The 24,435-nt window shown below is 69.0% G+C and carries 21 protein-coding genes; 9 read left to right on the top strand and 12 right to left on the bottom strand.

The genetic code is table 11. From position 1 onward, the window contains the following. Entirely contained in the window at nucleotides 1–1,248 is a 1,248-nt protein-coding gene (locus tag G6N49_RS05265) for a glutamate-5-semialdehyde dehydrogenase (protein WP_011560920.1), read from the bottom strand. An 82-nt stretch (nucleotides 1,249–1,330) separates the two neighbouring features. Between G6N49_RS05265 and G6N49_RS05260 the strand changes: the two genes are divergently transcribed. The 4 genes from G6N49_RS05260 (at nucleotide 1,331) to G6N49_RS05245 (ending at nucleotide 5,946) form a co-directional block, all read left to right on the top strand. Next, nucleotides 1,331–2,188, top strand: coding sequence for a ribokinase (locus tag G6N49_RS05260; protein WP_011856145.1), 858 nt, complete (start codon nucleotides 1,331–1,333; stop codon nucleotides 2,186–2,188). 11 nt (nucleotides 2,189–2,199) lie between these two features. After that, entirely contained in the window at nucleotides 2,200–3,021 is an 822-nt protein-coding gene (locus G6N49_RS05255) for an enoyl-CoA hydratase/isomerase family protein (protein WP_011856146.1), read from the top strand. A gap of 78 nt (nucleotides 3,022–3,099) precedes the next feature. Next, entirely contained in the window at nucleotides 3,100–4,488 is a 1,389-nt protein-coding gene (locus G6N49_RS05250; protein ID WP_011856147.1) for a WS/DGAT/MGAT family O-acyltransferase, read from the top strand. Nucleotides 4,489–4,611: 123 nt separating this feature from the next. After that, entirely contained in the window at nucleotides 4,612–5,946 is a 1,335-nt protein-coding gene (locus G6N49_RS05245; protein ID WP_011856148.1) for an HNH endonuclease signature motif containing protein, read from the top strand. On the opposite strand, the gene G6N49_RS05240 is transcribed toward G6N49_RS05245, so the two are convergent. Continuing rightward, entirely contained in the window at nucleotides 5,947–7,989 is a 2,043-nt protein-coding gene (locus G6N49_RS05240) for an NAD(+) synthase (RefSeq protein ID WP_011560925.1), read from the bottom strand. Nucleotides 7,990–8,031: 42 nt separating this feature from the next. Between G6N49_RS05240 and G6N49_RS05235 the strand changes: the two genes are divergently transcribed. The 3 genes from G6N49_RS05235 to G6N49_RS05225 are packed head-to-tail and all read left to right on the top strand — an operon-like array spanning nucleotide 8,032 to nucleotide 10,106. Next, nucleotides 8,032–8,571 (top strand): cysteine hydrolase family protein, encoded by a 540-nt coding sequence (locus G6N49_RS05235; RefSeq protein ID WP_011560926.1) that lies wholly within the window; start codon nucleotides 8,032–8,034, stop codon nucleotides 8,569–8,571. A 17-nt stretch (nucleotides 8,572–8,588) separates the two neighbouring features. After that, nucleotides 8,589–9,425: an NAD-dependent protein deacetylase gene (locus G6N49_RS05230; protein ID WP_011856149.1), complete on the top strand. Its 837-nt coding sequence runs from the start codon at nucleotides 8,589–8,591 to the stop codon at nucleotides 9,423–9,425. Further along, nucleotides 9,426–10,106: a hypothetical protein gene (locus G6N49_RS05225; RefSeq protein WP_011856150.1), complete on the top strand. Its 681-nt coding sequence runs from the start codon at nucleotides 9,426–9,428 to the stop codon at nucleotides 10,104–10,106. Here G6N49_RS05225 and proB read toward each other — a convergent pair. The 7 genes from proB to G6N49_RS05190 all read right to left on the bottom strand — a co-directional run bounded on the left by proB (nucleotide 10,050) and on the right by G6N49_RS05190 (nucleotide 17,801). Continuing rightward, a complete protein-coding gene (gene proB / locus G6N49_RS05220; RefSeq protein ID WP_011560929.1) occupies nucleotides 10,050–11,183 on the bottom strand; it encodes a glutamate 5-kinase in 1,134 nt (377 codons plus the stop codon). The two genes, G6N49_RS05225 and proB, sit on opposite strands and share 57 nt — an antisense overlap. Further along, entirely contained in the window at nucleotides 11,180–12,637 is a 1,458-nt protein-coding gene (gene obgE / locus G6N49_RS05215; protein ID WP_011560930.1) for a GTPase ObgE, read from the bottom strand. The genes proB and obgE overlap by 4 nt, the downstream gene beginning before the upstream one ends. Nucleotides 12,638–12,720: 83 nt before the next feature. Then, nucleotides 12,721–12,987, bottom strand: coding sequence for a 50S ribosomal protein L27 (gene rpmA, locus G6N49_RS05210; protein ID WP_011560931.1), 267 nt, complete (start codon nucleotides 12,985–12,987; stop codon nucleotides 12,721–12,723). Between the two features lie 14 nt (nucleotides 12,988–13,001). Then, nucleotides 13,002–13,313 carry a 50S ribosomal protein L21 gene (rplU, locus tag G6N49_RS05205; RefSeq protein ID WP_011560932.1) on the bottom strand — a complete coding sequence of 104 codons (312 nt, stop codon included), beginning with the start codon at nucleotides 13,311–13,313 and terminating at the stop codon, nucleotides 13,002–13,004. A gap of 162 nt (nucleotides 13,314–13,475) precedes the next feature. Then, nucleotides 13,476–16,439, bottom strand: a complete 2,964-nt coding sequence (locus G6N49_RS05200) for a ribonuclease E (protein ID WP_011856151.1) — start codon at nucleotides 16,437–16,439, stop codon at nucleotides 13,476–13,478. 295 nt (nucleotides 16,440–16,734) lie between these two features. Beyond that, a complete protein-coding gene (ndk, locus tag G6N49_RS05195; RefSeq protein WP_041309748.1) occupies nucleotides 16,735–17,145 on the bottom strand; it encodes a nucleoside-diphosphate kinase in 411 nt (136 codons plus the stop codon). A gap of 47 nt (nucleotides 17,146–17,192) precedes the next feature. Next, nucleotides 17,193–17,801: a TetR/AcrR family transcriptional regulator gene (locus G6N49_RS05190; protein ID WP_011560935.1), complete on the bottom strand. Its 609-nt coding sequence runs from the start codon at nucleotides 17,799–17,801 to the stop codon at nucleotides 17,193–17,195. Nucleotides 17,802–17,895: 94 nt separating this feature from the next. Here G6N49_RS05190 and G6N49_RS05185 point away from each other — a divergent pair, with 94 nt between their 5' ends. Both G6N49_RS05185 and G6N49_RS05180 read left to right on the top strand, forming a co-directional pair. Continuing rightward, entirely contained in the window at nucleotides 17,896–18,834 is a 939-nt protein-coding gene (locus G6N49_RS05185) for a metal-dependent hydrolase (protein WP_011856152.1), read from the top strand. Beyond that, nucleotides 18,827–19,972 (top strand): DUF7802 domain-containing protein, encoded by a 1,146-nt coding sequence (locus G6N49_RS05180; protein ID WP_011856153.1) that lies wholly within the window; start codon nucleotides 18,827–18,829, stop codon nucleotides 19,970–19,972. Before G6N49_RS05185 ends, G6N49_RS05180 begins: the two co-directional genes overlap by 8 nt. A 4-nt stretch (nucleotides 19,973–19,976) precedes the next feature. On the opposite strand, the gene G6N49_RS05175 is transcribed toward G6N49_RS05180, so the two are convergent. The 3 genes from G6N49_RS05175 to G6N49_RS05165 are packed head-to-tail and all read right to left on the bottom strand — an operon-like array spanning nucleotide 19,977 to nucleotide 24,426. After that, nucleotides 19,977–20,378, bottom strand: coding sequence for a DUF4233 domain-containing protein (locus G6N49_RS05175; RefSeq protein WP_011560938.1), 402 nt, complete (start codon nucleotides 20,376–20,378; stop codon nucleotides 19,977–19,979). Then, a complete protein-coding gene (gene folC, locus G6N49_RS05170; protein WP_011856154.1) occupies nucleotides 20,375–21,778 on the bottom strand; it encodes a bifunctional tetrahydrofolate synthase/dihydrofolate synthase in 1,404 nt (467 codons plus the stop codon). Before folC ends, G6N49_RS05175 begins: the two co-directional genes overlap by 4 nt. Continuing rightward, entirely contained in the window at nucleotides 21,775–24,426 is a 2,652-nt protein-coding gene (locus G6N49_RS05165; RefSeq protein ID WP_011856155.1) for a valine--tRNA ligase, read from the bottom strand. The genes folC and G6N49_RS05165 overlap by 4 nt, the downstream gene beginning before the upstream one ends. Between the last annotated feature and the right edge of the window lie 9 nt (nucleotides 24,427–24,435).

Here is a 24,435-nt window from a genome sequence, read left to right as displayed (position 1 = left end):
TCAGGCAGGGCGGGTGTGGCCGTCTCCCCAGACAATCCACTTGGTTGACGTCAATTCTGGCAGACCCATCGGGCCGCGGGCGTGCAGCTTCTGGGTGGAGATGCCGATCTCGGCGCCGAATCCGAACTGCTCACCGTCGGTGAACGCCGTCGAGGCGTTGACCATCACCGCGGCCGCGTCCACCCGTTCGGTGAACCGTTGCGCGGCAGCAAGATCGGCGGTGACGATGGCCTCGGTGTGACCGGAGCCGTATTCGTTGACGTGGGCGATGGCCGCGTCGACGCCGTCGACCACCGCCAGCGCGATGTCCATCGAGAGGAATTCGGCGCGCAGTTCCTCCTCGGTGGGGTCGGCGTGCACGGTCACGCCGGCGTCCTGCAGCGCCTTGGTGAGCCGGGGCACGGCCTCCTCGGCGATGGCGGCGTCGATCAGTACCGATTCGGCCGCGTTGCACACGCTCGGCCGACGGGTCTTGGCGTTGAGGAGGATGGTCTCGGCCATGTCGAGGTCCGCGGCGGAATGCACGTAGACGTGGCAGTTGCCGACGCCCGTCTCGATCGTGGGGACCTGGGCGTCACGCACGACGGCGTCGATGAGGCCTGCGCCGCCGCGCGGGATCACGACGTCGACCAGACCGCGGGCCTGGATGAGGTGGGTGACGCTGGCCCGATCGTGGCTGGGCAGCAGCTGCACCGCGTTGGCGTCGAGACCCTCGGCGACCAGCGCCGCCCGCAGCGAGTCGACGAGCGCGGCGTTGGAGTGCGCGGCCGACGAACTGCCGCGCAGCAGCACCGCGTTGCCGGATTTCAGCGTCAGCCCGAACGCGTCGACGGTGACGTTGGGCCGCCCCTCGTAGACGATGCCGACCACGCCGAGCGGAACCCGCTGCTGACGCAGCTGCAGCCCGTTGACCAGCGTGTTACCCCGCAACACCTCACCGACCGGATCGGGCAGGCTCGCCACCTGGCGCAGGCCGGCGGCCACCCCGTCGATGCGCTGCGGGTTGAGCGCCAGCCGGTCGAGCATCGCGTCGGGTGTGCCCGCCGCCCTGGCCTTCTCGAGGTCGCGCTCGTTGCCCGCGATGATGAGGTGCGCATCCATGAGCACCCGGTCGGCGGCCGCACGCAGCGCGCGGTTCTTGGTCTCGGTCGACAGCGTCGCCAGCGTGCGCGAGGCGACCCGGGCCCGGCGGGCGGCGTCGTGGACCTCGGTGCGCAGGTCAGGAGCTGCGGGGGCGTGCACACTCATCAGTCCAGCGTATCGAAGGTGGCGGGGCCGGCCGACGCGTGTCAGGGTCACCGCCGTCCACCGCTGGTCTAGCGTTACGCCCATGGCGGCGGCGCGTGTCTGCGTGGTGGGCAGTGTGAACGCCGATCTGCGCTTCGCGGTGCCGTCGCTACCGCGCCCCGGCCAGACCGTCCTCGCGTCCTCGATGACGACCTCGCCCGGCGGCAAGGGTGGCAATCAGGCGATCGCCGCGGCGCGGGCCGGCGGCGACGTCTCGCTGGTGGCAGCACTCGGCGACGACCCGGCGGCCGGGCAGTTGCGCGCTCACCTGCGCGCGAACGGGGTCGGCCTCGACGGTGTGGTGACGGTGCCCGGCCCCAGCGGCTCGGCCGTCGTGATCGTCGACGCCGCCGCGGAGAACGCCATCGTCGTCGCGCCCGGCGCCAATGCGCACCTGAGCGTGGCGTCGTCGGCGGTGCGTGAGGCGATCGCCGGGGCGGACGTCGTGCTCCTGCAACTCGAGATCCCACTGCATACGGCGAACGACGCGGCCCGGGTGGCGCGCGATGCGGGCGCGGTGGTGATGGTGAACGCCTCCCCCGCGGGCGCGCCGCCCCACGAGCTGCTGAGGCTGTCCGAAGTGGCCGACGTGGTGGTGGTCAATCAGGCCGAGGCCGGTGAATGGCATTGGCCGGTTCCGCATCTGGTCATCACCCGCGGCGCCCGCGGGGCGAGCTACCTCGGTGACGGTGAGCGGTTCGACGTCCCGGCACCCGCGGTCGAGGCCGTCGACACCACCGGCGCCGGTGACGTGTTCGCCGGAGTGCTGGCCGTGCATTGGCGGTCCGGACACGAGAACGCGTTGCGCCGCGCGTGCGTCGCGGGCGCGCTGGCCACCCTGGTACCCGGCGCGGGTGACTGCGCTCCCACCGCCGAAGCGATCGACGACGCATTGAGATGACAGGAGAAGCGATGTCAGAGCACGACGCCCCACGCCCACCGGACGGTGACTGGCTGGGCACGCCCTATCTGCGGTTCACCCGCGAGGGGGCGTTCGGGGTGTGCACGCTCGACCGCCCCGAGGCGCGCAACGCGATGACCCCGGCGATGTACTTCGGCATCAAGTACGCGGTCAACCACGTGGGCACCGATCCCGACCTCGCGGGTCTGTTGATCACCGGGACCGGCGACGTGTTCGCGCCTGGCGGCGACATGGGCGGCGGCGGGGCGGACAACTGGTTGACCTTCGGATCGGCGCTGGGTATGGACGCGTTGCCGTTCGACACGCTGCGCCAGTCCGCGAAACCCGTTGTGGCGGCGGTCAACGGGCTCTGTCAGGGCGGCGGCATGCAGATCGCGCTGTGCAGCGACGTGGCCGTCGTCAGTGATCGCGCCACGTTCCGGGTGCCCGAGCTCTACCGCGGGATCGCCGACACCTACTACAGCCACATGCTGGCGCGGCTGATCGGCCCGGTGCGCACCCGGGACCTGATGTTCACCGGCCGCACCCTGTCGGCGGCCGAGGCCCTGGACTGGGGGCTGGTCGCGCGGGTGGTGCCCCACGACGACCTCCACGACGCCGCCCGGGAGGTGCTCGCGCAGTGCTGCCGCACCGCACCGCATGCCCGCTCGGTCATCAAGTCGAGCCTCGACAACTACATCGGCCTCTACGACCGCATCGGGATGCAGTCGAGCCTGGGCGCACCCGAGTCGATCGAGGGGTTCATGGCCTTCAAGGAGCGGCGCTCACCCGACTGGGTGCACCCTGAGCTGCGGATCGACGGGCGGTTGTGACCGCGGCATAGCTCAACTGGTTGAACTCGGGACCAATGGCCCTGGTGTGCCGGCCGGACGGAATGCGACGTTCGGTGCGTGGAGCACCTGACGACCCTGGACGCGGGCTTCCTCGAGGCCGAGGACGCGGACCCGCACGTGAGCCTCGCAATCGGCGGCGTCGCCGTCCTCGACGGCCCGATGCCCGACTTCGCCGCGCTGACGGCCACCCTCACCGAACGGCTGACGGCCGTGCCGCGGCTCACGCAGCTCGTCCACACCCGTCCGCTGGACCTCGGTGCGCCGGAGTGGGTGCCCGACGAACACTTCGACATCTCCCATCACATCCGGCGTGCGGCCCTGCCGCGACCGGGTGGCGATGCGGATCTCGACCGCCTGGTCGCCGACATCATGGAGCGCCGGCTCGACCGGGCCCGGCCGCTGTGGGAGTGCTGGGTGATCGAGGGGTTGTCGCGCCACCGGTGGGCGGTGCTGATGAAGGTGCACCACTGCCTCGCCGACGGTATCGCCGCGACGCAGATACTGACCGCACTGTGTGACGACGGGCCCACCGCGGCGCTGCGCCCGTATCCGCGGGCGGTGCCGTCGCCGGGCTGGTCGCTGCGCATCGATCCCGTCGGCTGGATGTCGAGCGCGGTGCGCACATCGTTGGGACTGACCACCGCGGCGGTCCGCGCGGTCCGTGGCGCGATCGACCTCGCGGGCGGCGTGCTGCGGCCGGCGCCCTCGTCGGTCCTGAACGGCCCGGTGGGCAGCATGCGCCGATACGCCGCCGTCGACGTGTCGCTGCCCGATGTGCGCCGCGTCTGCGACGAGTTCGGGGTCACGCTCAACGACGTGGCACTGGCCGCCATCACCCACAGCTACCGCGAGCTGCTGATCCGACGCGGCGAGAACCCCGGTCGTGACTCGCTGCGGACGCTGGTGCCCGTCTCGGTTCGTCCGGCAGACGCCATGGACGAACCGGACAACCGGGTGTCGTTGTTGCTGCCCCGCCTGCCGGTCGACAAGGCCGATCCGCTCCACCAGCTGCAGGCGGTGCACCGCAGGCTCACGTACGTGAAGGGCAGCGGACAGCGGCAGGCCGGAAGTGCCGTCATGTCGGCGGCGAATGCGATCCCCTTCGCGGTGACGGCATGGGCGGTCCGGAACCTGACGCGGTTGCCGCAGCGCGGTGTCGTCGCGCTGGCGACCAATGTTCCCGGCCCGCAGGAGGAACTGACGATCATGGGCCGCAAAGTCGGGCGGCTGTTGCCGATCCCGCCGATCGCCCTCCAATTACGCACGGGCATAGCGATTCTCAGCTATGCCGACAAACTGTTCTTCGGGATCATCAGCGACTACGACGCGGTGCCCGACGTCGACGAGCTGGCCCGCGGGATCGCGCAGGGAGTCGGGCGCCTCGCCGACCTCGCCTCCGTCCCGCATCGGTCGACACCGCTTGGCACGCTGGCGCTGGTGACCTGACACCTCCTTGTTGGCGCGAGGGTGTGCGCACGCGCGCTGACTCTCGAAACCTCTTTCGTCACAGTGGTTTCCACAGTCACATCGCCGGCGGTTTTGTCAGACCCTCGAACTAGTGTTCGAAGCATGGATGGATTGTCTGGCGCGGTCGACCACCTCGTGGCGTCCATCGCCGCTCTGCAAACCGCCTCCATCGACGATCTCTCCTACGAGCAGATCGTGGCCGAACTGGACCGCATCAAAGCAGCGGTGTGGGCGGTGCCCAGTGTGGAGCACCGCCTGACCGCGCGGCTGATGGACGCCGACCCGCATGAACTCGGCGCCACCTCTATCAAGGAGGTGCTGGCCAACCACCTGCGCATCTCCCGCAAAGCCGCCGGTGAGCAGCTCACCGACGCGCGCCAGTTGGGGCCGCGCTACACCCTGACCGGGGAGCGGGTGCAGACCGAGTTGGCCCACACCGCCGATGCGGTCGCCCGCGGCGACATCGGCACCGCCCACGTGCGGATCATTCAGGAGTTCGTCAAGAAGCTTCCGGCATGGGTGTCCTGGGAGCGCCGCGACCACTACGAACGCGACCTGGTCGGCCACGCCAGCGCACTGCGGCCCGAGGACTTCCGCAAGGTCGCCGACACCCTGCTGGGGTTCATCGATCAGGACGGCACCGAACCCGACCACCACACCCACCAACGTCGCCGTGAGTTCACCGTCGGCCGCCAGCAGGCCGACGGGATGAGCCGGGTCTCGGGGTGGCTCACCCCTGAAGCCCGCGGGCACTGGGATGTCATCGCCGCCAAATACGCCGCCCCCGGCGCCAACCTGCCCCACGACGACGCCCACACCGGCCGCGACGACCGCACCACCGGCCAACGCCACCACGACGCGCTCACCACCGTCCTACGCGACGCGGTCACCTCCGGCTCCCTCGGCCAGGTCGCCGGCGTTCCCGCCAGCATCGTCGCGACGATGACGCTCAACGAGCTCGAACGTGCCGCCGGGTGGGCGCACACCGGCGGCGGCAACAAGATCCCCATCCGGGATCTGATCCGGATGGCCGCCCACTCGCGGCACTACCTGGCGGTGTTCGACGACCACACCGAAGAAATCCTGTATTTCGGCCGCGCCAAACGCTGCGCCACCACCGCCCAACGCCTAGCCCTGTTCGCCCGCGACAGGGGCTGCACCCACCCCGGCTGCACCGTGCCGTTTTACTGGGCCGAAGCCCACCACACCGACGACTACTCCCGCGGTGGGCGCACCGACATCGACGACCTCACCCTGGCGTGTCAACCCGCCAACCTGCTCATCGAAAAGACCGGATGGACCACCCACCGCCCCGGCAACGGCCGCACCGAATGGACCCCACCCAAGGAACAGGACACCGGCCAACCCCGCATCAACAACCACTTCCACCCCCACCGCTACCTCACCGACAAGGCAGACGACGACGAACCCGAATAGTCAGCCCTTCGGGATCGCGTTCTCGATCTCGTCGAGCCACACTCGCGCGGACATGTCCGACGGCGCGCGCCAGTCACCGCGCGGGGACAGGGAACCCCCTGCGGACACCTTGGGCCCGTTCGGCAGCGCCGAGCGCTTGAACTGGCTGAACGAGTAGAACCGCTGGGCGAACACCTGCAGCCAGTGCCTGATCTCGTCGAGGGTGTAGCTGGGCCGCTTGCTGTCCGGGAATCCGGTGGGCCAGTTGCCGCTGTCGGCATCGCGCCAGGCGTGCCACGCCAGGAAGGCGACCTTCGACGGCCGGAACCCGTAACGCAGCACCTGGAACAGCGAGAAGTCCTGCAGGACATAGGGTCCCACCTTGGCTTCACTGCTCTGGATCTCCTCGTCCTCACCGGAGGGCACCAGTTCCGGGGTGATCTCGGTGTCGAGCACCGACTGCAGGACCTCGTTGACGGTGTCGTCGAACTGCTTCGAGAGGATGACCCATCGGATGAGGTGCTGGATCAATGTCTTCGGCACACCCCCGTTGACGTTGTAGTGCGACATCTGGTCGCCCACACCGTAAGTGGACCAGCCCAGCGCCAGCTCGGACAGGTCGCCGGTGCCCAGCACGATGCCACCGCGCTGATTGGCAAGGCGGAACAGGTAATCCGTGCGCAGTCCGGCCTGCACGTTCTCGAACGTGACGTCGTAGACCTTTTCGCCGCGCGAGAACGGGTGGTCCATCTCCGTGAGCATCAACTTGGCCGTCGACGTGATGTCGATGGTCTCGAATGTCACACCGAGCGCCTCGGCCAGCCGGGTGGCGTTGTTCCTGGTGTGCTCACCGGTCGCGAAACCCGGCAGCGTGAACGCGAGGATGTCGCTGCGCGGCCGCTCCTCCCGGTCCATCGCCCGCGCGGCGACGATCAGCGCGTGTGTGGAGTCCAGGCCGCCGGAGAGCCCGAGCACGATCTTGGGGTAATGCAGTGCGCGCAGCCGCTGTTCGAGGCCGGCCACCTGAATGTTGTACGCCTCGTAGCAGTCCTGTTCCAGCCGGGCGGGATCCGCGGGTACGAACGGGAACCGCTCCACCTCGCGATACAGACCGATGTCGCCGGTCGGCGGGTCGAGCGTGAACTCGATGCGGCGGAAGGAGTCCTCGTCGATCAGATGGTGGCGGCGGTTGTCGTCGAAAGTACCCATGCGCAGTCGTTCGTTGCGGAGCAGCTGGAGGTCGACATCGGCGATCGAGCGGCGTTCACCCTTGGGGAATCGCTCGGACTGCGCCAGGCACGACCCGTTCTCCCAGATCATCGTCTGCCCGTCCCAGGCCAGATCGGTCGTGGATTCCCCTTCTCCCGCGGCGGCGTAGACGTAGGCGGCCAGACACCGCGACGACGCCGAACGCGCCAACAGGCACCGGTCCTCGGACCGGCCGATGGTGATCGGGCTGCCGGACAGGTTGGCCAGCACCGTCGCCCCGGCCAGCGCCGCCTCGGCGCTCGGGGGCACCGGAACCCACATGTCCTCGCAGATCTCGACGTGCAGCACGAAACCGGGGACATCGGTCGCCTCGAACAGCAGATCCGGACCGAACGGCACCTCCTGCCCTCCGACCCGGATCTCACCGCGCTCCTCGTCGCCGGCGGCGATCTGGCGATTCTCGTAGAACTCACGGTAATTGGGGATGTAGGACTTCGGGACCACGCCGAGGACCTGCCCGCGGTGAATGACCACCGCGGTGTTGTAGACCCGGTGGCGGTAACGCAGTGGCGCACCCACCACGAGAACCGGCAGCAGCTCCGCCGACGCCGTCACCACCTGCAGCAGGGCGGCTTCGACCGCCTCGAGCAACCCGTCCTGCATGACGATGTCCTCGATCGAATAACCCGTCAGCGTCAGTTCGGGGAACACGGCCAGCGCCGCGTTGTCGTCATGACAGTCACGCGCCATCCGCAGTACGGACTCGGCGTTGCCCTTGGGGTCCGCGATGGACGTGTGGTGCGTGCACGCGGCGATCCGCGCGAAGCCGTGACGGTACGCCGAGTAAAAATCCATGCCACATTGTTGCCCGCATTGGTCGCGGGGTATGCAAGCGACATGACCAAGACCGCGGTGCTGATCATCGACATGATGAATACCTACGACCATCCGGACGCCGAGAAACTGACGCCGAACGTCGAAAGGATCATCGATCCGTTGGCGAAACTCATCTCCGACGCCCGCTCCAGGGACGACGTGGACCTCATCTACGTCAACGACAACTACGGTGACTTCACCGCCGAGTTCAGCGACATCGTGCGCTCCGCGCTCGACGGCGAGCGCCCCGACCTCGTCAAACCGATCGTGCCGCAACAGGGTTGCCGGGTCATGACCAAAGTGCGCCACAGTGCGTTCTACGCCACATCGCTGGCCTACCTGCTCAACCAACTCCGACCGGAGCGCGTCGTGCTGACCGGGCAGGTGACCGAACAGTGCATCCTCTACACCGCACTCGACGCCTATGTCCGGCACTTCCCGGTGGTCGTCCCCCGCGACGGGGTGGCCCACATCGACGCGGAACTCGGCGAGGCGGCGCTGCGGATGATGGAGCAGAACATGAGCGCCGAACTGATCGCCGCCGCCGATTGTCTGGACTGACGTTTAGTCTGGATGAGGTGGAATCACCGGAACTGGTCGCGCTGCTGGCGGGCCGCCGCGTCGCGGTACTCACCGGGGCCGGGATGTCGACCGACTCGGGTATCCCCGACTACCGCGGGCCGGACTCGCCGCCGAGCAATCCCATGACCATCCGGCAGTTCACGTCCGACCCGGCGTTCCGGCAGCGGTACTGGGCGCGCAATCACGTCGGCTGGCGGCACATGGCGGCCACCCTGCCCAACGCCGGACACCGCGCGCTGGCCGCAATGGAACGCACCGGGGTGGTCCTCGGGGTCGTCACGCAGAACGTCGACCTGCTGCACACCAAGGCCGGCAGCCGCAACGTCGTCGACCTGCACGGCACCTACGCCCGGGTGATCTGCCTCGACTGCGGGTACACGATGTCGCGGGCCGATCTCGCCGAGATGCTCGAGGCGGCCAACCCCGGATTCCTCGAACGCGCCGAACGGGTCGGCGGCATCGCGGTCGCCCCGGACGCCGACGCGATCATCGGCGACACCGACCGCTTCCGCATCGTCGACTGTCCGGCCTGCGGCGGCATGCTCAAACCCGACATCGTGTACTTCGGTGAGAGCGTGCCCAAACCCCGCGTCGAGCAGGCCTTCGCGATGGTCGACGACGCGGACGTGCTGCTGGTCGCCGGCTCCTCGTTGACGGTGTTCTCCGGCTACCGGTTCGTCCGGCACGCCGCCGCGCATGGGATGCCGGTCGCGATCATCAACCGGGGGCCCACCCGTGGTGACGATCTCGCGACGGTGAAACTCGACAACGGTTGTTCGCCGATGCTGGCGCTGCTGGCCGACGAGCTGCCCGCATTCGCCTCATCGGCGTAGATGGCATTAGATGGCGAGGTGCTCTCTGTATTCGGTCTACGGCCCGCACCCGGCGCGATCGACGGACGCTGGGCCGTGGGGCTCGGCGACGCCCTCGCCAGGCTGGTTCCGGCCCCCGAACCGCTGCGCGGCCTGCTGCGGCTGCTGAACCACTTCGGCGGCCTGGCCATCAGCGGTGACGAAGTGGAGTTCGACGGCGACGGCGTGCAGTGGTCGGACGTCAAGGAGATCGAGACACACAAGCTGGCCGGCTATCTGCTCTCCGGTGCCCTCGACAAGCAGATCGACAAACTGCCGGTGCCCTGGTTCCCGTTCCGCGGCCTCGCGCTCAGCGCCGCCTCGCAGGCGGCGCTCACGGTGATCGTCGCCACCGCTGACGGTGTGTTCCGCGGCGCCTTGGACGTGGCGATCCCCGCCGAGGTGCACTACCGCGGGTTGCTGCGGGAGCGGACGCTCACCCCGGGGATGCTGGCCACCGTGCTGCTCGCCGACCCGGCGGTGCGCAAAGCCCTCACCGCGACGGCCGAAGCGCACGGCGTGGAGATCCGCCCCGCCGACGACGACGTCCTCGATGCCGCGCGTCGCCGGGCCCGGCGGGTGAAGGCGCTGCTGAACGCCGTGCGCTCAGACGGCGACGAGGTCGTCGGCGTGGACGGCCGGCCTGCGCATGTCGGCGGGTAGGTCCGACGTCGAACGGCCCAGCATGGTGGCCAGTTCGGTCGCGTCGTAGGCCACCACGCCACGGGCGACCATGGTCGCATCGGGTGCGCGCAACTCCACGACGTCGCCGCCGTAGAACCGTCCCGACACCCCGGTGATACCCGCGGGCAGCAGCGAACGCCGTTGCCGCACAACGGCATTGACCGCACCCTCGTCGAGGGTCAACGCACCTGTGGACTCGGCGGCGTACCGCACCCAGAAGCGCCGCGCCGACATCCGCTCCGCGCGAGGGGCGAACACCGTGCCGACCGACGCATCCGACAGTGCGGTGGCAGCGTCGGCGGCGGCGGCCAGCAGCACCGGAACACCGGCATCTGCGGCCAGCAGCGCCGACGACAACTTCGACGCCATACCGCCGGTGCCGAGGTGGCTGCCGCGCCCGGCCACCACCCCGTCGAGGTCGTCGGCTCCGTTGACCTCGGCGATGAAGCGGGCCGGGTTGTCCGGGCCCGCTTTCCGCGGATCGCCGTCGTAGAGGCCGTCGATATCGGAGAGCAGCACGAGCGCATCCGCCCCCACCAGATGCGCCACCAGTGCCGAGAGCCGGTCGTTGTCGCCGAACCGGATCTCGTTGGTCGCGACCGTGTCGTTCTCGTTGACGATCGCCACGGCGTGCAGTGCGCGCAACCGGTCGAGGGTGCGGGCGGCGTTGGTGTGCTGCACGCGCATCGAGATGTCGTGGGCGGTGAGCAGCACCTGTCCGACGGTGCGCTCATACCGGGCGAAGGCGGTGTTCCACGAGTTGATCAGCGCGACCTGCCCGACGCTGGCGGCGGCCTGTTTGGTGGCCAGATCGGTCGGCCGCTTGGACAGCCGCAACGGTTCGATACCGGCCGCGATGGCGCCGGACGACACGATGACGACGTCGGAGCCCGCCTTCATCCGCTTCTCGATCGCCTCGACCAGCGTGGCCAGCCGGTTGGCGTCGAATACGCCGGTCGGCGTGGTCAGCGCGGTGGTGCCGATCTTGACGACGACACTGCGCGCGGTGCGGACGGCCTCGCGGTGCACGGACGGACGGGTGGCGGCCTCGGTCATTCCTCACCGCCGGGCTCGTCGGTGGACTGCCGACGCTCCCGCCGGGCGATCTTGCGCTCGGCCGCCGAGACGCGGTCGGTCTGCTCGAGGCGGGTGTCGGTGCCGCGGCCGGACATCTGCACGTCCACCCCGGCGGGCGTCTGGGGCTCCCAGTCGAACGTCATGTCCCCGATGGTCACCGCACAGCCGGGACGCGCGCCGAGCCGCAGCAGCTCCTCTTCGACGCCGAGGCGGGCCAACCGGTCACCGAGGTAGCCGACCGCCTCGTCGTTGTCGAAATCGGTTTGGTTGATCCAGCGTTCGGGCCGCGTGCCGCGCACCACGAACCCGCCCTGTCCGTCGGGGTGCACGGAGAACCCGGTCTCGTCGACGGCGATGGGCCGGATGATCGGGCGGCGCGGGACGACGGGCGGTTGGGCCTCGCGGTAGGTGCGGACCATGTCCCACAGCGCGAAGATGAACGGCCGCAGACCTTCTCGCGCCACCGTGGAGACCTCGAACACCGGCCAGCCGAACCGCTCGGCCACCTCGTCGCGGACGAAGTCGGCCAGTTCGCGGGCGTCGGGCACGTCGATCTTGTTGAGTACCACCGCGCGCGGACGTTCGGCGAGGTCGCCGAGCGTCGAATCACCCTGCAGTGTCGGGCGATAGGCGGCCAGTTCGGCTTCGAGCGCCTCGATGTCGGAGATCGGGTCGCGGCCGGGTTCCATCGTCGCGCAGTCGACGACGTGCACCAGCACGGCGCAGCGTTCGATGTGGCGGAGGAATTCCAGGCCCAACCCGCGCCCTTCGGAAGCGCCGGGGATCAATCCGGGCACGTCGGCGACCGTGAAGGTGTGGTCACCGGCCGAGACGACCCCGAGGTTGGGCACCAGCGTGGTGAAGGGGTAGTCGGCGATCTTCGGTTTGGCCGCCGAGATCGTGGACACCAGTGAGGATTTGCCCGCCGACGGGAACCCGATCAGCCCGACGTCGGCGACCGTCTTCAGCTCGAGGGTGAGCTCGCGGACCTGCCCCTTCTCGCCGAGCAGCGCGAAGCCGGGGGCCCTGCGGGAGCGGGAGGCCAGCGCGGCGTTGCCGAGGCCGCCGCGACCACCCGCCGCGGCTTCGAACCGGGTGCCCGCGCCGACGAGGTCGGCCAGCACTCGACCTTCTTCGTCGAGGACGACGGTGCCGTCGGGCACCCTGACCTCGAGGTCGGCACCGGCCGCACCGTCACGATTGCTGCCTGCGCCCTGCTTGCCGGAGGGCGCCACGACATGCGGGTGGAAGTGGAAGTCGAGCAGTGTGTGCACCTGCGGATCGACGACCAGCACGATGCTGCCGCCGCGACCGCCGTTACCGCCGTCGGGACCGCCGAGTGGTTTGAACTTCTCGCGGTGCACCGACGCGCAGCCGTTGCCGCCGTTGCCGGCCCGCGCGTGGATCACGACACGGTCGACGAAGCGGGGCATAGTCGATCACTCCTTCGCCGAATGAACAGATGGGCGCTAACTTGCGAGAAGCCGGCGCACAAACGTCGATCTCGGCGCCGGGATCAGGCCTCCGGTCGGGCGACCGGAACGATGTTGACGGTCTTGCGACCGCGACGGCTGCCGAATTCGACGGAGCCGGGGGCAGTGGCGAACAGCGTGTCGTCGCCGCCACGGCCGACGTTGACGCCCGGATGGAAGTGGGTGCCGCGCTGGCGCACGATGATCTCGCCGGCCTTGACAACCTGACCGCCGAAGCGCTTCACACCGAGCCGCTGGGCGGCGGAATCACGACCGTTGCGCGAGCTGGACGCGCCCTTCTTGTGTGCCATGTCATCGCCTCCAGTTACTTGATGCCGGTGACCTTCAGGACCGTCAACTGCTGACGGTGACCCTGACGCTTGTGGTAGCCGGTCTTGTTCTTGAACTTGTGAATCCGGATCTTCGGGCCCTTGGTGTGCTCGAGCACCTCGCCGGTGACGGCGACCTTGGCCAGATCCTCGGCCTTGCTGGTGACATTGGCACCGTCGACGACCAGGGCGACCGGCAGCGACACCGACGCGCCCGGCTCGGAGTCGAGCTTCTCGACCTTGACCACGTCACCAACGGCGACCTTGTACTGCTTGCCGCCGGTCTTGACGATTGCGTAGCTCGCCATCGTGTCCTAGTCCTCTTCCGTAGCCGGTGCGCGCACTGCGTTGCCCGGGGGCTGCGTGCGCGGGTCTGGGTGCGGGTGTCGATTCGATCCCGCCGCCGCCGGCAGTCAGCCTGGCGGCAACTGGTCAAGGGTACGTGACCAGCAGGTAAAGGGTCAAACCGCCTACTCGCTGCTGGGCGGACCCGCCGGACGTGCGGCAGCGCGTCGGCGCGGACGCCGCACCGGGACCGCGATCACCTCGGGTTCGTCCTCGTCATCGGAGTCCTCATCGGAGTCTTCATCGGAATCCTCGTCGGAATCCTCGTCCTCGTCGGAATCCTCGTCCTCGTCGGAATCCTCGTCGTCGAGGACCTCGATGTCGTCGTCCTCTTCGTCGTCGTCGTTGTCGAGGTCGATCTCGTCCTCATCGGAGTCGTCGGAATCCTCGTCCTCGTCCTCATCGGAATCGTCGGAGTCCTCCGCGTCCTCCGCGTCCTCGAAGTCCTCGTCGTCGAGTTCTTCACCGACGGCCTCGTGCACCTTCTCGGCGGTGTCGTCCTCGCGCGCACCGGACTGCTCATCGGCCGACTCGTCGGACTCGTCCTCGGACTCGTCGTCGCGGCCGTTCGCGGCGGCCATCGCCTTGAACATCGGGTGCTCACCGGCGGGGTGCGGCGGCACCTTGATCACCGGCACGGCCGCGGGCGCCTCCTCGGGCTTACCGCCCTTCTTGCCGCGCTTGCTGCGCCTGCCCGTCCCCGGCTCGGACTTGCGCCCGTTACCCGAGGCGTTGTCGATCGGATCGCCGTGCAGCACGATGCCGCGCCCCGCACAGTGCGGACACGGGGTGGAGAAGGCCTCGATCAGCCCGGTGCCCAGCCGCTTACGCGTCAGCTGCACCAGACCCAGCGAGGTCACCTCGGACACCTGGTGGCGGGTGCGGTCACGGGCCAGCGCCTCGGTCAGCCGCCGCAACACCAGATCGCGGTTCGACTCGAGCACCATGTCGATGAAGTCGATGACGATGATGCCGCCGATGTCGCGCAACCGCAGTTGGCGCACGATCTCCTCGGCCGCCTCGAGATTGTTGCGGGTGACCGTCTGCTCGAGGTTGCCGCCCGACCCGGTGAACTTGCCGGTGTTGACGTCGACGACGGTCATCGCCTCGGTGCGGTCGATGACCAGCGTCCCGCCCGACGGCAGCCACACCTTGCGGTCCATGGCCTTGGCGAGTTGTTCGTCGATGCGGTGCACGGCGAACACATCCGGACCCTCGCCGTTGGGGTTGCCTGCCGGTTCGTACTTGGTCAGCCGCGGCATCAGGTCGGGCGCCACGGACTCGACGTAGGAGTTGATGGTGTTCCACGCCTCGTCACCCGAGACGATCAGCCCGGAGAAATCCTCGTTGAACAGGTCGCGGATCACCTTCACCAGCACGTCGGGCTCTTCGTAGAGCGCGACGGCGGCGCCGGCCTTCTTCGCGGTGATCTCGGCGGCCTTGGCCTCGATCTGTGTCCAGCGCTCCTGCAACCGGTTCACGTCGGAGCGGATGTCGTCTTCCTTCACGCCCTCCGACGCGGTGCGGATGATCACCCCGGCGTCGGCGGGCACCACTTCGCGCAGGATCTCCTTGAGCCGTTGCCGCTCGGTGTCGGGCAGCTTGCGGCTGATCCCGGTCGACGACGCACCCGGCACGTACACCAGGTAACGGCCGGCCAGCGACACCTGCGTGGTCAGGCGGGCACCCTTGTGCCCGACCGGATCCTTGCTGACCTGCACGACGACGTAGTCGCCGGGTTTGAGCGCCTGCTCGATCTTGCGGTTCTGCCCGCCGAGACCCGCGGCCTCCCAGTTCACCTCACCGGCGTAGAGCACGCCGTTGCGACCGCGACCGATGTCGACGAACGCGGCCTCCATCGACGGGAGCACGTTCTGCACGATGCCCAGGTAGATGTTGCCGACCAGGGACGCCGAGGCCGGCGACGTCACGAAGTGTTCGACGACGACCCCGTCCTCGAGCACCGCGATCTGGGTGTAGCGCGCACCCTCGTGGGGCGGTTCGGTGCGGACCTTGTCGCGCACCACCATGACGCGTTCGACGGCCTCGCGGCGGGCGAGGAACTCGGCCTCGGACAGGATCGGCGGGCGGCGGCGTCCGGCGTCCCGACCGTCGCGACGGCGCTGCCGCTTGGCTTCCAGCCGGGTCGAGCCGCTGATGCCCTGGATCTCGTTGTCGTCGCTGTCGCCGGACTTGCCACCCCGCTCACGCGGCGGGCGTTCGTGCACGACGGTGTTCGGCGGGTCGTCGGGTGAACCGTTGTCGGAGTCGTCCGACGCGCCGGACTTGCGCCGACGCCGGCGGCGACGCCTCCGCGAACTGCCGTCGCCACCCGAGGTGTCCTCGTCGCCGTCCTCGTCGGAGTCGTCGCCGGTGTCCTGATCGGAGTCGGCCTGCCCGTCGGTCTTCGTCTCGGTGCCCTCGGCGGCGTCGGGCTCCCCGTTGTCGTCGCTCTGTTCGCCGCGCCCCCGGCCCCGGCCGCGGCGTCCCCGCCGGCGGCGCCGCGCGGCGGGCCGCTCCGACTGGTCGTCCTCGTCGTCGTCCTCGCTGTCGGCCGACGCGGCGACGTCGTCGTCCTCGTCTTCGTCGTCGTCCTCGTCGGCGGGCTCGAACCGCACCGGCTGGGGTGCGACAAACAGCGGCAGGTAGTCCGCCCGCTCGACGGGGGCCGTCTCGAGGATCGTCCGCGATTCCGGCTCGTCCTCGGGTTCCGGCACGTCCGGCGTGTCATCGACGGGAGCCACGTCGATCGTGACCTCGACCGACTCGACCGTCTCGATGACCACCTCGGGGGCATCGGCGACCGACTCGGCGATCTCCGCGGGCGCCGGGGCTTCGACGGGGGCGTCCCCGTCGCTGCCGGCGAGCACTTCGCGGACCCGCTCGGCCTCGGTCTTGTCGACGGTCGAGTGCGCGCTGCGAGCGCGGCCGTCGAGTTCGGCCAGTGCGTCGAGGACCCGCCGGCTGGTGGTGCCCAGCACCCGGGCCAGTGAGTGCACCCTCAGGCGTTCGGGAAGTCTTTCGCGAGGCGAAGCCTCTTCTGAAGAGTCCGGCGAGTCTTGGGCTTGAGTATTTTCACTGTCGGCCACGTATTCTCCTCAAGCCCCCGGGCGCGTCGTACGACGCGGCCACGCGAGGGCTTCCGCTGTTGTACCCGGTGAGACTTCCCCGGGTTTGTTGTGGTCTCGCTCCGAGCGGCCCCAGGTCAGAACCCACTCAGTGCCTGGCTGAATGACGGCTGGACGGTCGGCGCCGCACCGCGGTCGCGGTGGTCGCGCACGTCGAAGTCTTCATTCGGGCGACGAACTCTGGTTGAAGTCCGGCTACCCGCGACCAGTATCCCACACGACGCGGCGCCCACCGACCAGGCGCCGCAAACAAACGTCAGCGGCCGGGGAACCAGAGGTCGATTTCGCGGGCCGCGGACTCCGGCGAATCGGAGCCGTGCACCAGGTTGTCCTGGGTGACCAGGGCCAGGTCGGCGCGGATGGTGCCGGGTGTGGCCTTCTCCACCGGATCGGTGCCGCCGGCGATCTGACGGAATGCGGCGATCGCGCGCGGACCCTCGACGATCGCGGCGACCACGGGGCCCGAGGTGATGAATTCCAGCAGCGAACCGAAGAACGGCTTGCCCTCGTGCTCGGCGTAGTGCCGCCGGGCCAGTTCGTCGTCGACGGTCTTCAGTTCGAGCGCGGCGAGGGTCAGACCCTTGCGCTCGATCCGGCCGAGAATTTCCCCGACCAGGCGCCGTTGCACGCCGTCGGGCTTGATCAGAACCAGGGTCCGCTCAGTCACGGCGGACAGCGTACCGGCCCCGGTTTCGGGAACAGTCAATGCGCAGCTCAGAGGCGGTTCTGGGCCATGATGGCCCCACCCAGCCAGCGGTGCACGAAGCGGCGGAGATCGTCGCGGGAACGCGACGGCGGATTGGGCGCCACGAAGAACGACAGCATGGTGCGCAGCGTGAACTCCACGAGGTCCACCAGCGCCGCGTCGTCGTAACCGTGGTCGACCCAGTCGACGTCGAAGCGGTTGACCATCCGCATGCCGATCGCCCGCGCCTCGTCGGAGGCGACTTCCCCGGAGTGGGTGTTGACGTAGGGCTCGGACAGCAGGATGCCCAGATGCGGGGTCCGCGCCACCTCGTCGAGCACGTACAGCACGCCCTCGGTCATCGCCTCGGCGGGATCCTCGATGCCGCGGACGGCTTCGGCCAGGCGATCGAGGAAGTCGTCGACCGAGGCGATCGCCGCTGCCCGCATCAGCGCGTCGGCGGTCGGGTAGTAGCGGTACACGGTCTGGCGGATGACGCCGAGTGAGGCGGCGACATCCGAGATGCTGATCGCGGTTCCAGTCTGGGCCAGCAGCCCCACCGCCGCCTCGACGATGCGCCGGGAGGCCTCCTCGTCGTCGGCGGGCGGGCTACCGTTCCACCCTCTTCTACGGGCCATGGGCCTGCAGGGTAGCGCGCACGCTTGACGAGCAGCGCCTGAACATACAAACATACAGAGATCGTAGTGTTTGTATGATTACAGAGGGGCGTCGATGTCCGAGCTGATCGTCCGCAAGATGCGTTTCGCGTTCGCCGAATCGCCGGTTCCGTTCTGCTGGAACGAGGACAACCCCGCGTTCTCGTCGATGGCCAACGCCGTCTCGTTCCTCGCGGTGGCGTTCGAGAAGATGATCGGCGCGATGGTCCCCGAGGTGATGCCGCGGATCACCGATCCCGTGGTGGCCGCCGAGGCCGACGCCTTCACCCGGCAGGAAGGCCAGCACTCGATGGCCCACCGCCAGCACACCAAGGCGCTGATCAAGCAGTACCCGGGCCTCAAGCAGACCCTCGACGAGGTGATCGCCTCCTACGACGACCTGACGGCCAACACCCCCCTCGAGTACCGGCTCGCCTACACCGCCGATCTCGAGGCCACCTTCACCCCGGCGTTCAAACTGATGCTCGACAACGACGCCACCCTGTTCGCCCCGGGCGACGACCGGGTGGCCTCGCTGTTCCTGTGGCACTTCGTCGAGGAGGTCGAACACCGCAGTTCCGCGCTGACGATCTACGACGCGGTGGTCGCCAGCCCCTGGTACCGCATGCGGGTGGCGCCGTCGGTCTTCGCCCACGTGTGGGCCGCGCTCAAGATCGCCTGCGCGGGCTTCAACGTGCACGTCCCTCTCGAGGACCGGCGGATCGACGCGATCTCGATGTTCGGCATGCAGGCGCGGAAAAAGGCTCTGCTGCAGCGACTTCCACTCGTGACGGCGCCGTATGACGGTCCGGTCGCCAACGCCTTCGCCCGCCTGCCCAAACGCGAGATGCTCACCGCCCTGACCGGTGTCGTGCGCAGCCAGATACCCGGCCACGATCCCGCGCAGGAGGCGCTGCCCGATCTGGCCCAGAAGTGGTTCGATCGATACGACGCCGGTTACGAGGTCACCCGCTGGTACACCGCGGCGACGAACGAGAGCGACGCCCATGTCTGATCTGTGTTCCCCCACCTTCGCCGATCTGGCTGAGCGGCTCGGCTTCTCGTGCGACGAGGCGGGCGGTCTGGTCGAGTTCCGCAATCCGTTCGGGTTGGAGAACTGGACGCTGCCGGTGCTCGAGGTCCTGATCGTCGTCGGCGCGGTGCTGACGCTGGTGTACGCGATCAACCGCCTGCGCCGGCACGGCGATCCCACGAACCTGGTGCTGTGGTTCGGCGCGATCGCCTATCTGCTGATCATCGAACCGCCGCTGTACTTCCCGTCGGCGTTCGGCATCGACGAGCACGTCGACACGATGTTCGCCCACAACGTGTTCACGGTGGAGTTCCTGTGGGGCCGACTGCCGCTGTACATCGTCGCGATCTATCCGATGATGGCGACGGTCTCCTTCGAGATCGTCCGCCGGCTCGGCGTTTTCCGCCGCTACGGCACTTTCGTCGGCGCGCTGTGCGTCGGGTTCGTCCACCACGCGTTCTACGAGATCTTCGACCACCTCGGCCCGCAGTTGCGGTGGTGGGAGTGGACTCTGGACAACCCGCTCAACCAACCGTTCTTCGCCTCCGTGCCGTTGCCCAGCGTGGTGGTGTTCGCGGCGCTGTGGCCGACGTCGCTGGCGTTCTGCGTGCAGTTCTTCGTCGGACGCCACGTCGATGCGGGCCGCAGCTTCTCCGGGGGAAGCCTGGTGCTGCGCACGGTCGTGGTCGGTGTGCTGGCGTCGGTCGGTACCTTCGTGCTGCCGCTGCCCGCGACCATCGCCGGTGGCGTCTCGGGCAGCACCGACGTCGGCGGCGTCGTGTACGCGCTCGAACTGGTTGTCCTGAGCGTCATCTCGGCGGCGGTGCTGGCCGCGCAGTGGCGGCGCCTACGCGCGGGCCGGCCACACCGAGACCCGTCGCCCACACTGATTTTCGGTTACGCCGGCGTGTACCTCGCGGTGATGGCCGTACTGTGGCTCACCGCGCTGCCGGCCTTCTTCGGCGCGGTCGACGGTGTCACCGCCGACGGCGATCCGATCGGCAGCCTCTGGTACACCGTCGCGTGCTTCGTCGTCGCCGCACTGTCGTTGGCGGCCGCGGCGACGGTGCCGACCCGGCGGGTCACCGCCGCGGACGAAGCGGTCGACGTGACCACCTAGCGGCCTACTCGCGCGGCTGCTGGCCCGGCAGCAGTCCGCGCTTCTGCCTACGCAACACCTCCGCGCGCAGGTAGACGATCATCAACCAGACCACCGCGAAGATGACGCCGATGATCCCCACCCCGGGATAGACGGCCCATCCCGCGATCAGGCCCACCTGCACTGCGAGGTTGGCCCAGATCGCCCACGGCCGCCCTTGGATCCCGGACATCAGCACGAGCACGACCGCGAAGCCGATCAGGTAGCCCGTCGACGCCGCGGTCAGCCCGCCACCGACCGAACCCACCACCGGCAGCGCCAGTAGTACGACGATGGCCTCGAGGATGAGCGTGCCGGCCATCACGCCGCGGAAGCTGCGCCACGGGTCGGGCGCCTGGGGCTGACCGGACGGGGTCTGCTCGCTCATTGCGGATCCCGTCCGAACAGGGTCCTCGCGGCACCCGCGGTGACCACGGACCCGGTGATGACCATCCCGGCACCGGCGAGTCCTTCGCCGCCGGAGTCCTCGACCACCGCGGTGGCCGTCTCGATGGCGTCCGGCAGCGTGGCCGCCCGGATCACCCGTTCCGGGCCGAAACGCTCCTCGGCGCGTACGGCGAGCGCCTCGACGTCGAGCGCGCGCGGCGAACCGTTGTGGGTGACGACGATCTGGTCGAACGCCGGTTCCAGCGCCGCGAGGATGCCGTCGACGTCCTTGTCCCCCATCACCGACACCACCCCGACCAGGAAACGGAAGTCGAATTCGGTCTGCAGCGCATCGGCGAGCGCGGCGGCGCCCGCGGGGTTGTGCGCGGCGTCGATGAACACCGTCGGCGCGCTGCGCAGCCGCTCCAACCGGCCGGGACTGGCTGCGGCGGCGAATCCGGCCCGCACGGCGTCGATGTCGAGTTGGCGCTCCGCGCCCGCGCCGAAGAACGCCTCGACCGCGGCTAGGGCGAGTATCGCGTTGTGGGCCTGGTGTTCACCGTGCAGCGGCAGGAAGATCTCCGGGTACACACCGCCGAGGCCCTGCAGTTCGAGAAGCTGGCCGCCGACGGCGACCTGGCGGGACAGCACCGCGAATTCGGAGTCCTCGCGGGCCACCGCGGCGTCCGCGCGGACGGCCTGGGCCAGCAGCACCTCCATGGCCTCGGGTGCCTGGCGCCCGATCACCGCGACCGTGTCCGTCGGGACGAGGTCGTCGGGCTGGCGGGTGATGATGCCCGCCTTCTCCCCCGCGATCTCGGCGATCGTGTCCCCGAGGTAGTCGGCGTGGTCGATGCCGATCGGCGTGATCACCGCGACCGGGGCGTTGACCACGTTGGTCGCATCCCACCGGCCACCCATACCGACCTCCACGACCGCGACGTCCACGGGTGCGTCGGCGAATGCGGCGAAGGCCATCGCGGTGAGCACCTCGAACTTGCTCAGCCGCGGTCCGCCTGCCTCTTCGGACCGTTCGTCGACCATCAGGACGAACGGTTCGATCTCGCGGTAGACCTCGACATATCGGGCCGGGGAGATCGGTTCGCCGTCGATGGCGATGCGCTCGACCGCCGACTGCAGATGCGGGCTGGTGGTGCGTCCGGTGCGCCGGCTGAGCGCGGTCAGCAACGCATCGACCATCCGGGCCACCGACGTCTTGCCGTTCGTGCCCGCAATGTGGATCGACGGATAGCCGCGCTGGGGGTTGCCGAGCATCTCGAGCAGCGCGCTGATCCGCGCGGTGCTCGGCTCGATCTTGGTTTCCGGCCAGCGGGCGTCGAGCAGGTGCTCGACCTGCAGCAGCGCCGCGATCTCGTCGGGGGTGGGCTCGGGCCGGCTCATCGCAACGCGCTCAGGCGAGCCGTGATGCGCTCGACCTCCTCGCGCGCCACCTGCTGGCGGCCGCGGATCTTGTCGACCACCTCCGCGGGCGCCTTGGCGAGGAAGGCGTCGTTGCCGAGTTTCGCAGCCGTCCCCTTGAGTTCTTTCTCCGCGGCGGCGAGGTCCTTCTCGAGCCGGCGGCGTTCGGCGGCGACGTCGACGGTGCCGGAGGTGTCCACCTCCACCACGACCGTCGCAGCCGACAGCCGCACCTCCACCGACGCCGAGGGGGTGAATCCGTCACCGGCCTCGGTCAGCCACGCGAGTGCGCGCACCGCGGGAACGTGCTCGTCCAATCGGGCCGCCCCGATGTCGGACAACCTGGCCGGCACCCGCTGCCGGTCGGCCAGCCCCTGATCACTGCGGAACCGGCGCACTTCGGTGATCAGCTTCTGCGTGTCGGAGATGCGTTGCGCCGCAGCGACGTCCGCAACGAAGCCGGACGGCTCCGGCCAGTCGGCGACGACCAGCGACGCACCACCGGTCAGCGTCTTCCACAGCACCTCGGTGACGAACGGCATCACCGGGTGCAGCAGTTTGAGCAGGGTGTCCAGAACCGCGGCCAACACCGCTGTTGTATGTGAAACACCCTCGCCCAACTGGACTTTCGCCAGCTCGACATACCAGTCGCAGAACTCGTCCCACGCGAAGTGGTACAGCGATTCACACGCCCGGCTGAACTCGTAGGCCTCGAATGCGGCGTCGACCTCCGCGCGCACCTCTTCGAGACGGCCCAGGATCCACCGGTCGGCGTCGGTGAGCGCCGCGACGTCCGGAAGCGGCGCCGGGGCGGCGCCGTTCATCAACGCGAACCGCGTGGCGTTGAACAGTTTCGTGGCGAAGTTCCGCGATGCGCGCGCGTGGTCCTCGCCGATCGCCAGGTCACCGCCGGGGCTGGCACCGCGGGCGAGCGTGAAGCGCAGCGCGTCGGCGCCGAAGGTCTCCACCCAGTCGAGCGGGTCGATGCCGTTGCCGCGGGACTTGCTCATCTTGCGACCGTGTTCGTCGCGGATCAGCCCGTGCAGGAACACATTCTCGAACGGCACGTCGGCCGTGCGCTGTCCGTCGAGCGTGAGCGCGGGATCGTCGGCGACGAAGGTGCCGAACATCATCATCCGCGCCACCCAGAAGAACAGGATGTCGTAGCCGGTGACGAGCACCGTGGTCGGGTAGAACTTCGCCAGCTCCGGGGTCCGGTCGGGCCAGCCCATGGTGGAGAACGGCCACAACGCCGAGGAGAACCAGGTGTCGAGCACGTCGGGATCCTGCTCCCAGCCGTCGGGCGGGGTCTCGTCCGGTCCGACGCAGACGGTTTCCCCGTTGGGACCGTGCCAGATCGGGATCCGGTGGCCCCACCACAGCTGCCGGGAGATGCACCAGTCGTGCATGTTGTCCACCCACGCGAACCATCGCGGCTCCAGGCTGGGCGGGTGAATGACGGTGTGTCCGTTGCGGACCGCGTCGCCGGCGGCCTTGGCCAGCGACTCGACCTTGACCCACCACTGCAGCGACAGCCGCGGTTCGATCGGCTCACCGCTGCGTTCGGAGTGTCCGACACTGTGCAGATAGGGCCGCTTCTCGGCGACGATGCGGCCCTGGTCGGCCAGCGCCTCGCGGACCTTGACCCGCGCCTCGAACCGGTCCATCCCGTCGAACTGGGTGTCGGTGTTCGCGATCCGGCCCTTCGTGTCCATGATCGAGGGCATCGGCAGCGAATGCCGAAGCCCGATCTCGAAGTCGTTGGGGTCGTGTGCGGGTGTGACTTTCACTGCGCCGGTTCCGAATTCGGGATCGACGTGGGTGTCGGCGACGATGACGATGCGACGATCCAGGAACGGGTGCGGCAGCGAGGTGCCGACGAGGTGGCGGTAGCGGTCGTCGTCGGGGTGGACGGCGATCGCGGTGTCGCCGAGCATCGTCTCCACGCGGGTGGTGGCGACGATGATGTGGGGCTGTGCGTCATCCAAAGAGCCGTAGCGGAACGACACCAGCTCACCCTCGACGTCTTCGTACTTGACCTCGAGGTCGCTGATCGCCGTCTCCAGCACCGGCGACCAGTTGACCAGGCGTTCGGCCTGGTAGATCAGACCGGCGTCGTAGAGCTTCTTGAAGATGGTCCGCACCGCGCGGGAGAGCCCGTCGTCCATGGTGAAGCGGTCGCGGCTCCAGTCGACGCCGTCGCCGAGCCTGCGCATCTGCGCACCGATGGTGCCGCCGGACTCCCGCTTCCAGTCCCACACCTTGTCGATGAACAGTTCACGGCCGAAGTCCTCTTTGGTCTTGCCGTCGACCGCCAGCTGCTTCTCCACCAGCGTCTGGGTGGCGATCCCGGCGTGGTCCATCCCGGGCAGCCACAGCACCTCGAACCCCTGCATCCGCTTGCGCCGGGTGAGCGCATCCATCAGCGTGTGGTCGAGCGCGTGGCCCATGTGCAGGCTGCCGGTCACGTTCGGCGGCGGCAGCACGATCGAATAGGCCGGCTTGTCACTGTCCGGATCGGCGGTGAAGTACCCGGCTTCCACCCAGCCCTGGTAGATGTCAGCCTCTACCGCCCCCGGATCCCACGACTTGGGCAGGGATTCGGCGTGTGCGTCAGGGGTGGCGGTCACCCGTCAATT

This window comes from Mycolicibacterium monacense (assembly GCF_010731575.1).
GTDB classification, from domain to species: Bacteria; Actinomycetota; Actinomycetes; order Mycobacteriales; family Mycobacteriaceae; genus Mycobacterium; species Mycobacterium monacense.
This window is presented reverse-complemented; position numbering and strand designations above follow the sequence as displayed.

Excerpts from the sequence above, each read along its gene's own strand:
- G6N49_RS05265 (WP_011560920.1), bottom strand. The coding sequence starts at position 1,248 with ATGAGTGTGCACGCCCCCGCAGCTCCTGACCTGCGCACCGAGGTCCAC.
- G6N49_RS05260 (WP_011856145.1), top strand. The coding sequence starts at position 1,331 with ATGGCGGCGGCGCGTGTCTGCGTGGTGGGCAGTGTGAACGCCGATCTG.
- G6N49_RS05245 (WP_011856148.1), top strand. The coding sequence starts at position 4,612 with ATGGATGGATTGTCTGGCGCGGTCGACCACCTCGTGGCGTCCATCGCC.
- G6N49_RS05180 (WP_011856153.1), top strand. The coding sequence starts at position 18,827 with ATGTCTGATCTGTGTTCCCCCACCTTCGCCGATCTGGCTGAGCGGCTC.
- G6N49_RS05190 (WP_011560935.1), bottom strand. The coding sequence starts at position 17,801 with ATGGCCCGTAGAAGAGGGTGGAACGGTAGCCCGCCCGCCGACGACGAG.
- G6N49_RS05185 (WP_011856152.1), top strand. The coding sequence starts at position 17,896 with ATGTCCGAGCTGATCGTCCGCAAGATGCGTTTCGCGTTCGCCGAATCG.
- obgE (WP_011560930.1), bottom strand. The coding sequence starts at position 12,637 with ATGCCCCGCTTCGTCGACCGTGTCGTGATCCACGCGCGGGCCGGCAAC.
- G6N49_RS05225 (WP_011856150.1), top strand. The coding sequence starts at position 9,426 with ATGGCATTAGATGGCGAGGTGCTCTCTGTATTCGGTCTACGGCCCGCA.
- rpmA (WP_011560931.1), bottom strand. The coding sequence starts at position 12,987 with ATGGCACACAAGAAGGGCGCGTCCAGCTCGCGCAACGGTCGTGATTCC.
- G6N49_RS05255 (WP_011856146.1), top strand. The coding sequence starts at position 2,200 with ATGTCAGAGCACGACGCCCCACGCCCACCGGACGGTGACTGGCTGGGC.
- G6N49_RS05175 (WP_011560938.1), bottom strand. The coding sequence starts at position 20,378 with ATGAGCGAGCAGACCCCGTCCGGTCAGCCCCAGGCGCCCGACCCGTGG.
- proB (WP_011560929.1), bottom strand. The coding sequence starts at position 11,183 with ATGACCGAGGCCGCCACCCGTCCGTCCGTGCACCGCGAGGCCGTCCGC.
- folC (WP_011856154.1), bottom strand. The coding sequence starts at position 21,778 with ATGAGCCGGCCCGAGCCCACCCCCGACGAGATCGCGGCGCTGCTGCAG.
- rplU (WP_011560932.1), bottom strand. The coding sequence starts at position 13,313 with ATGGCGAGCTACGCAATCGTCAAGACCGGCGGCAAGCAGTACAAGGTC.
- G6N49_RS05240 (WP_011560925.1), bottom strand. The coding sequence starts at position 7,989 with ATGGATTTTTACTCGGCGTACCGTCACGGCTTCGCGCGGATCGCCGCG.
- G6N49_RS05235 (WP_011560926.1), top strand. The coding sequence starts at position 8,032 with ATGACCAAGACCGCGGTGCTGATCATCGACATGATGAATACCTACGAC.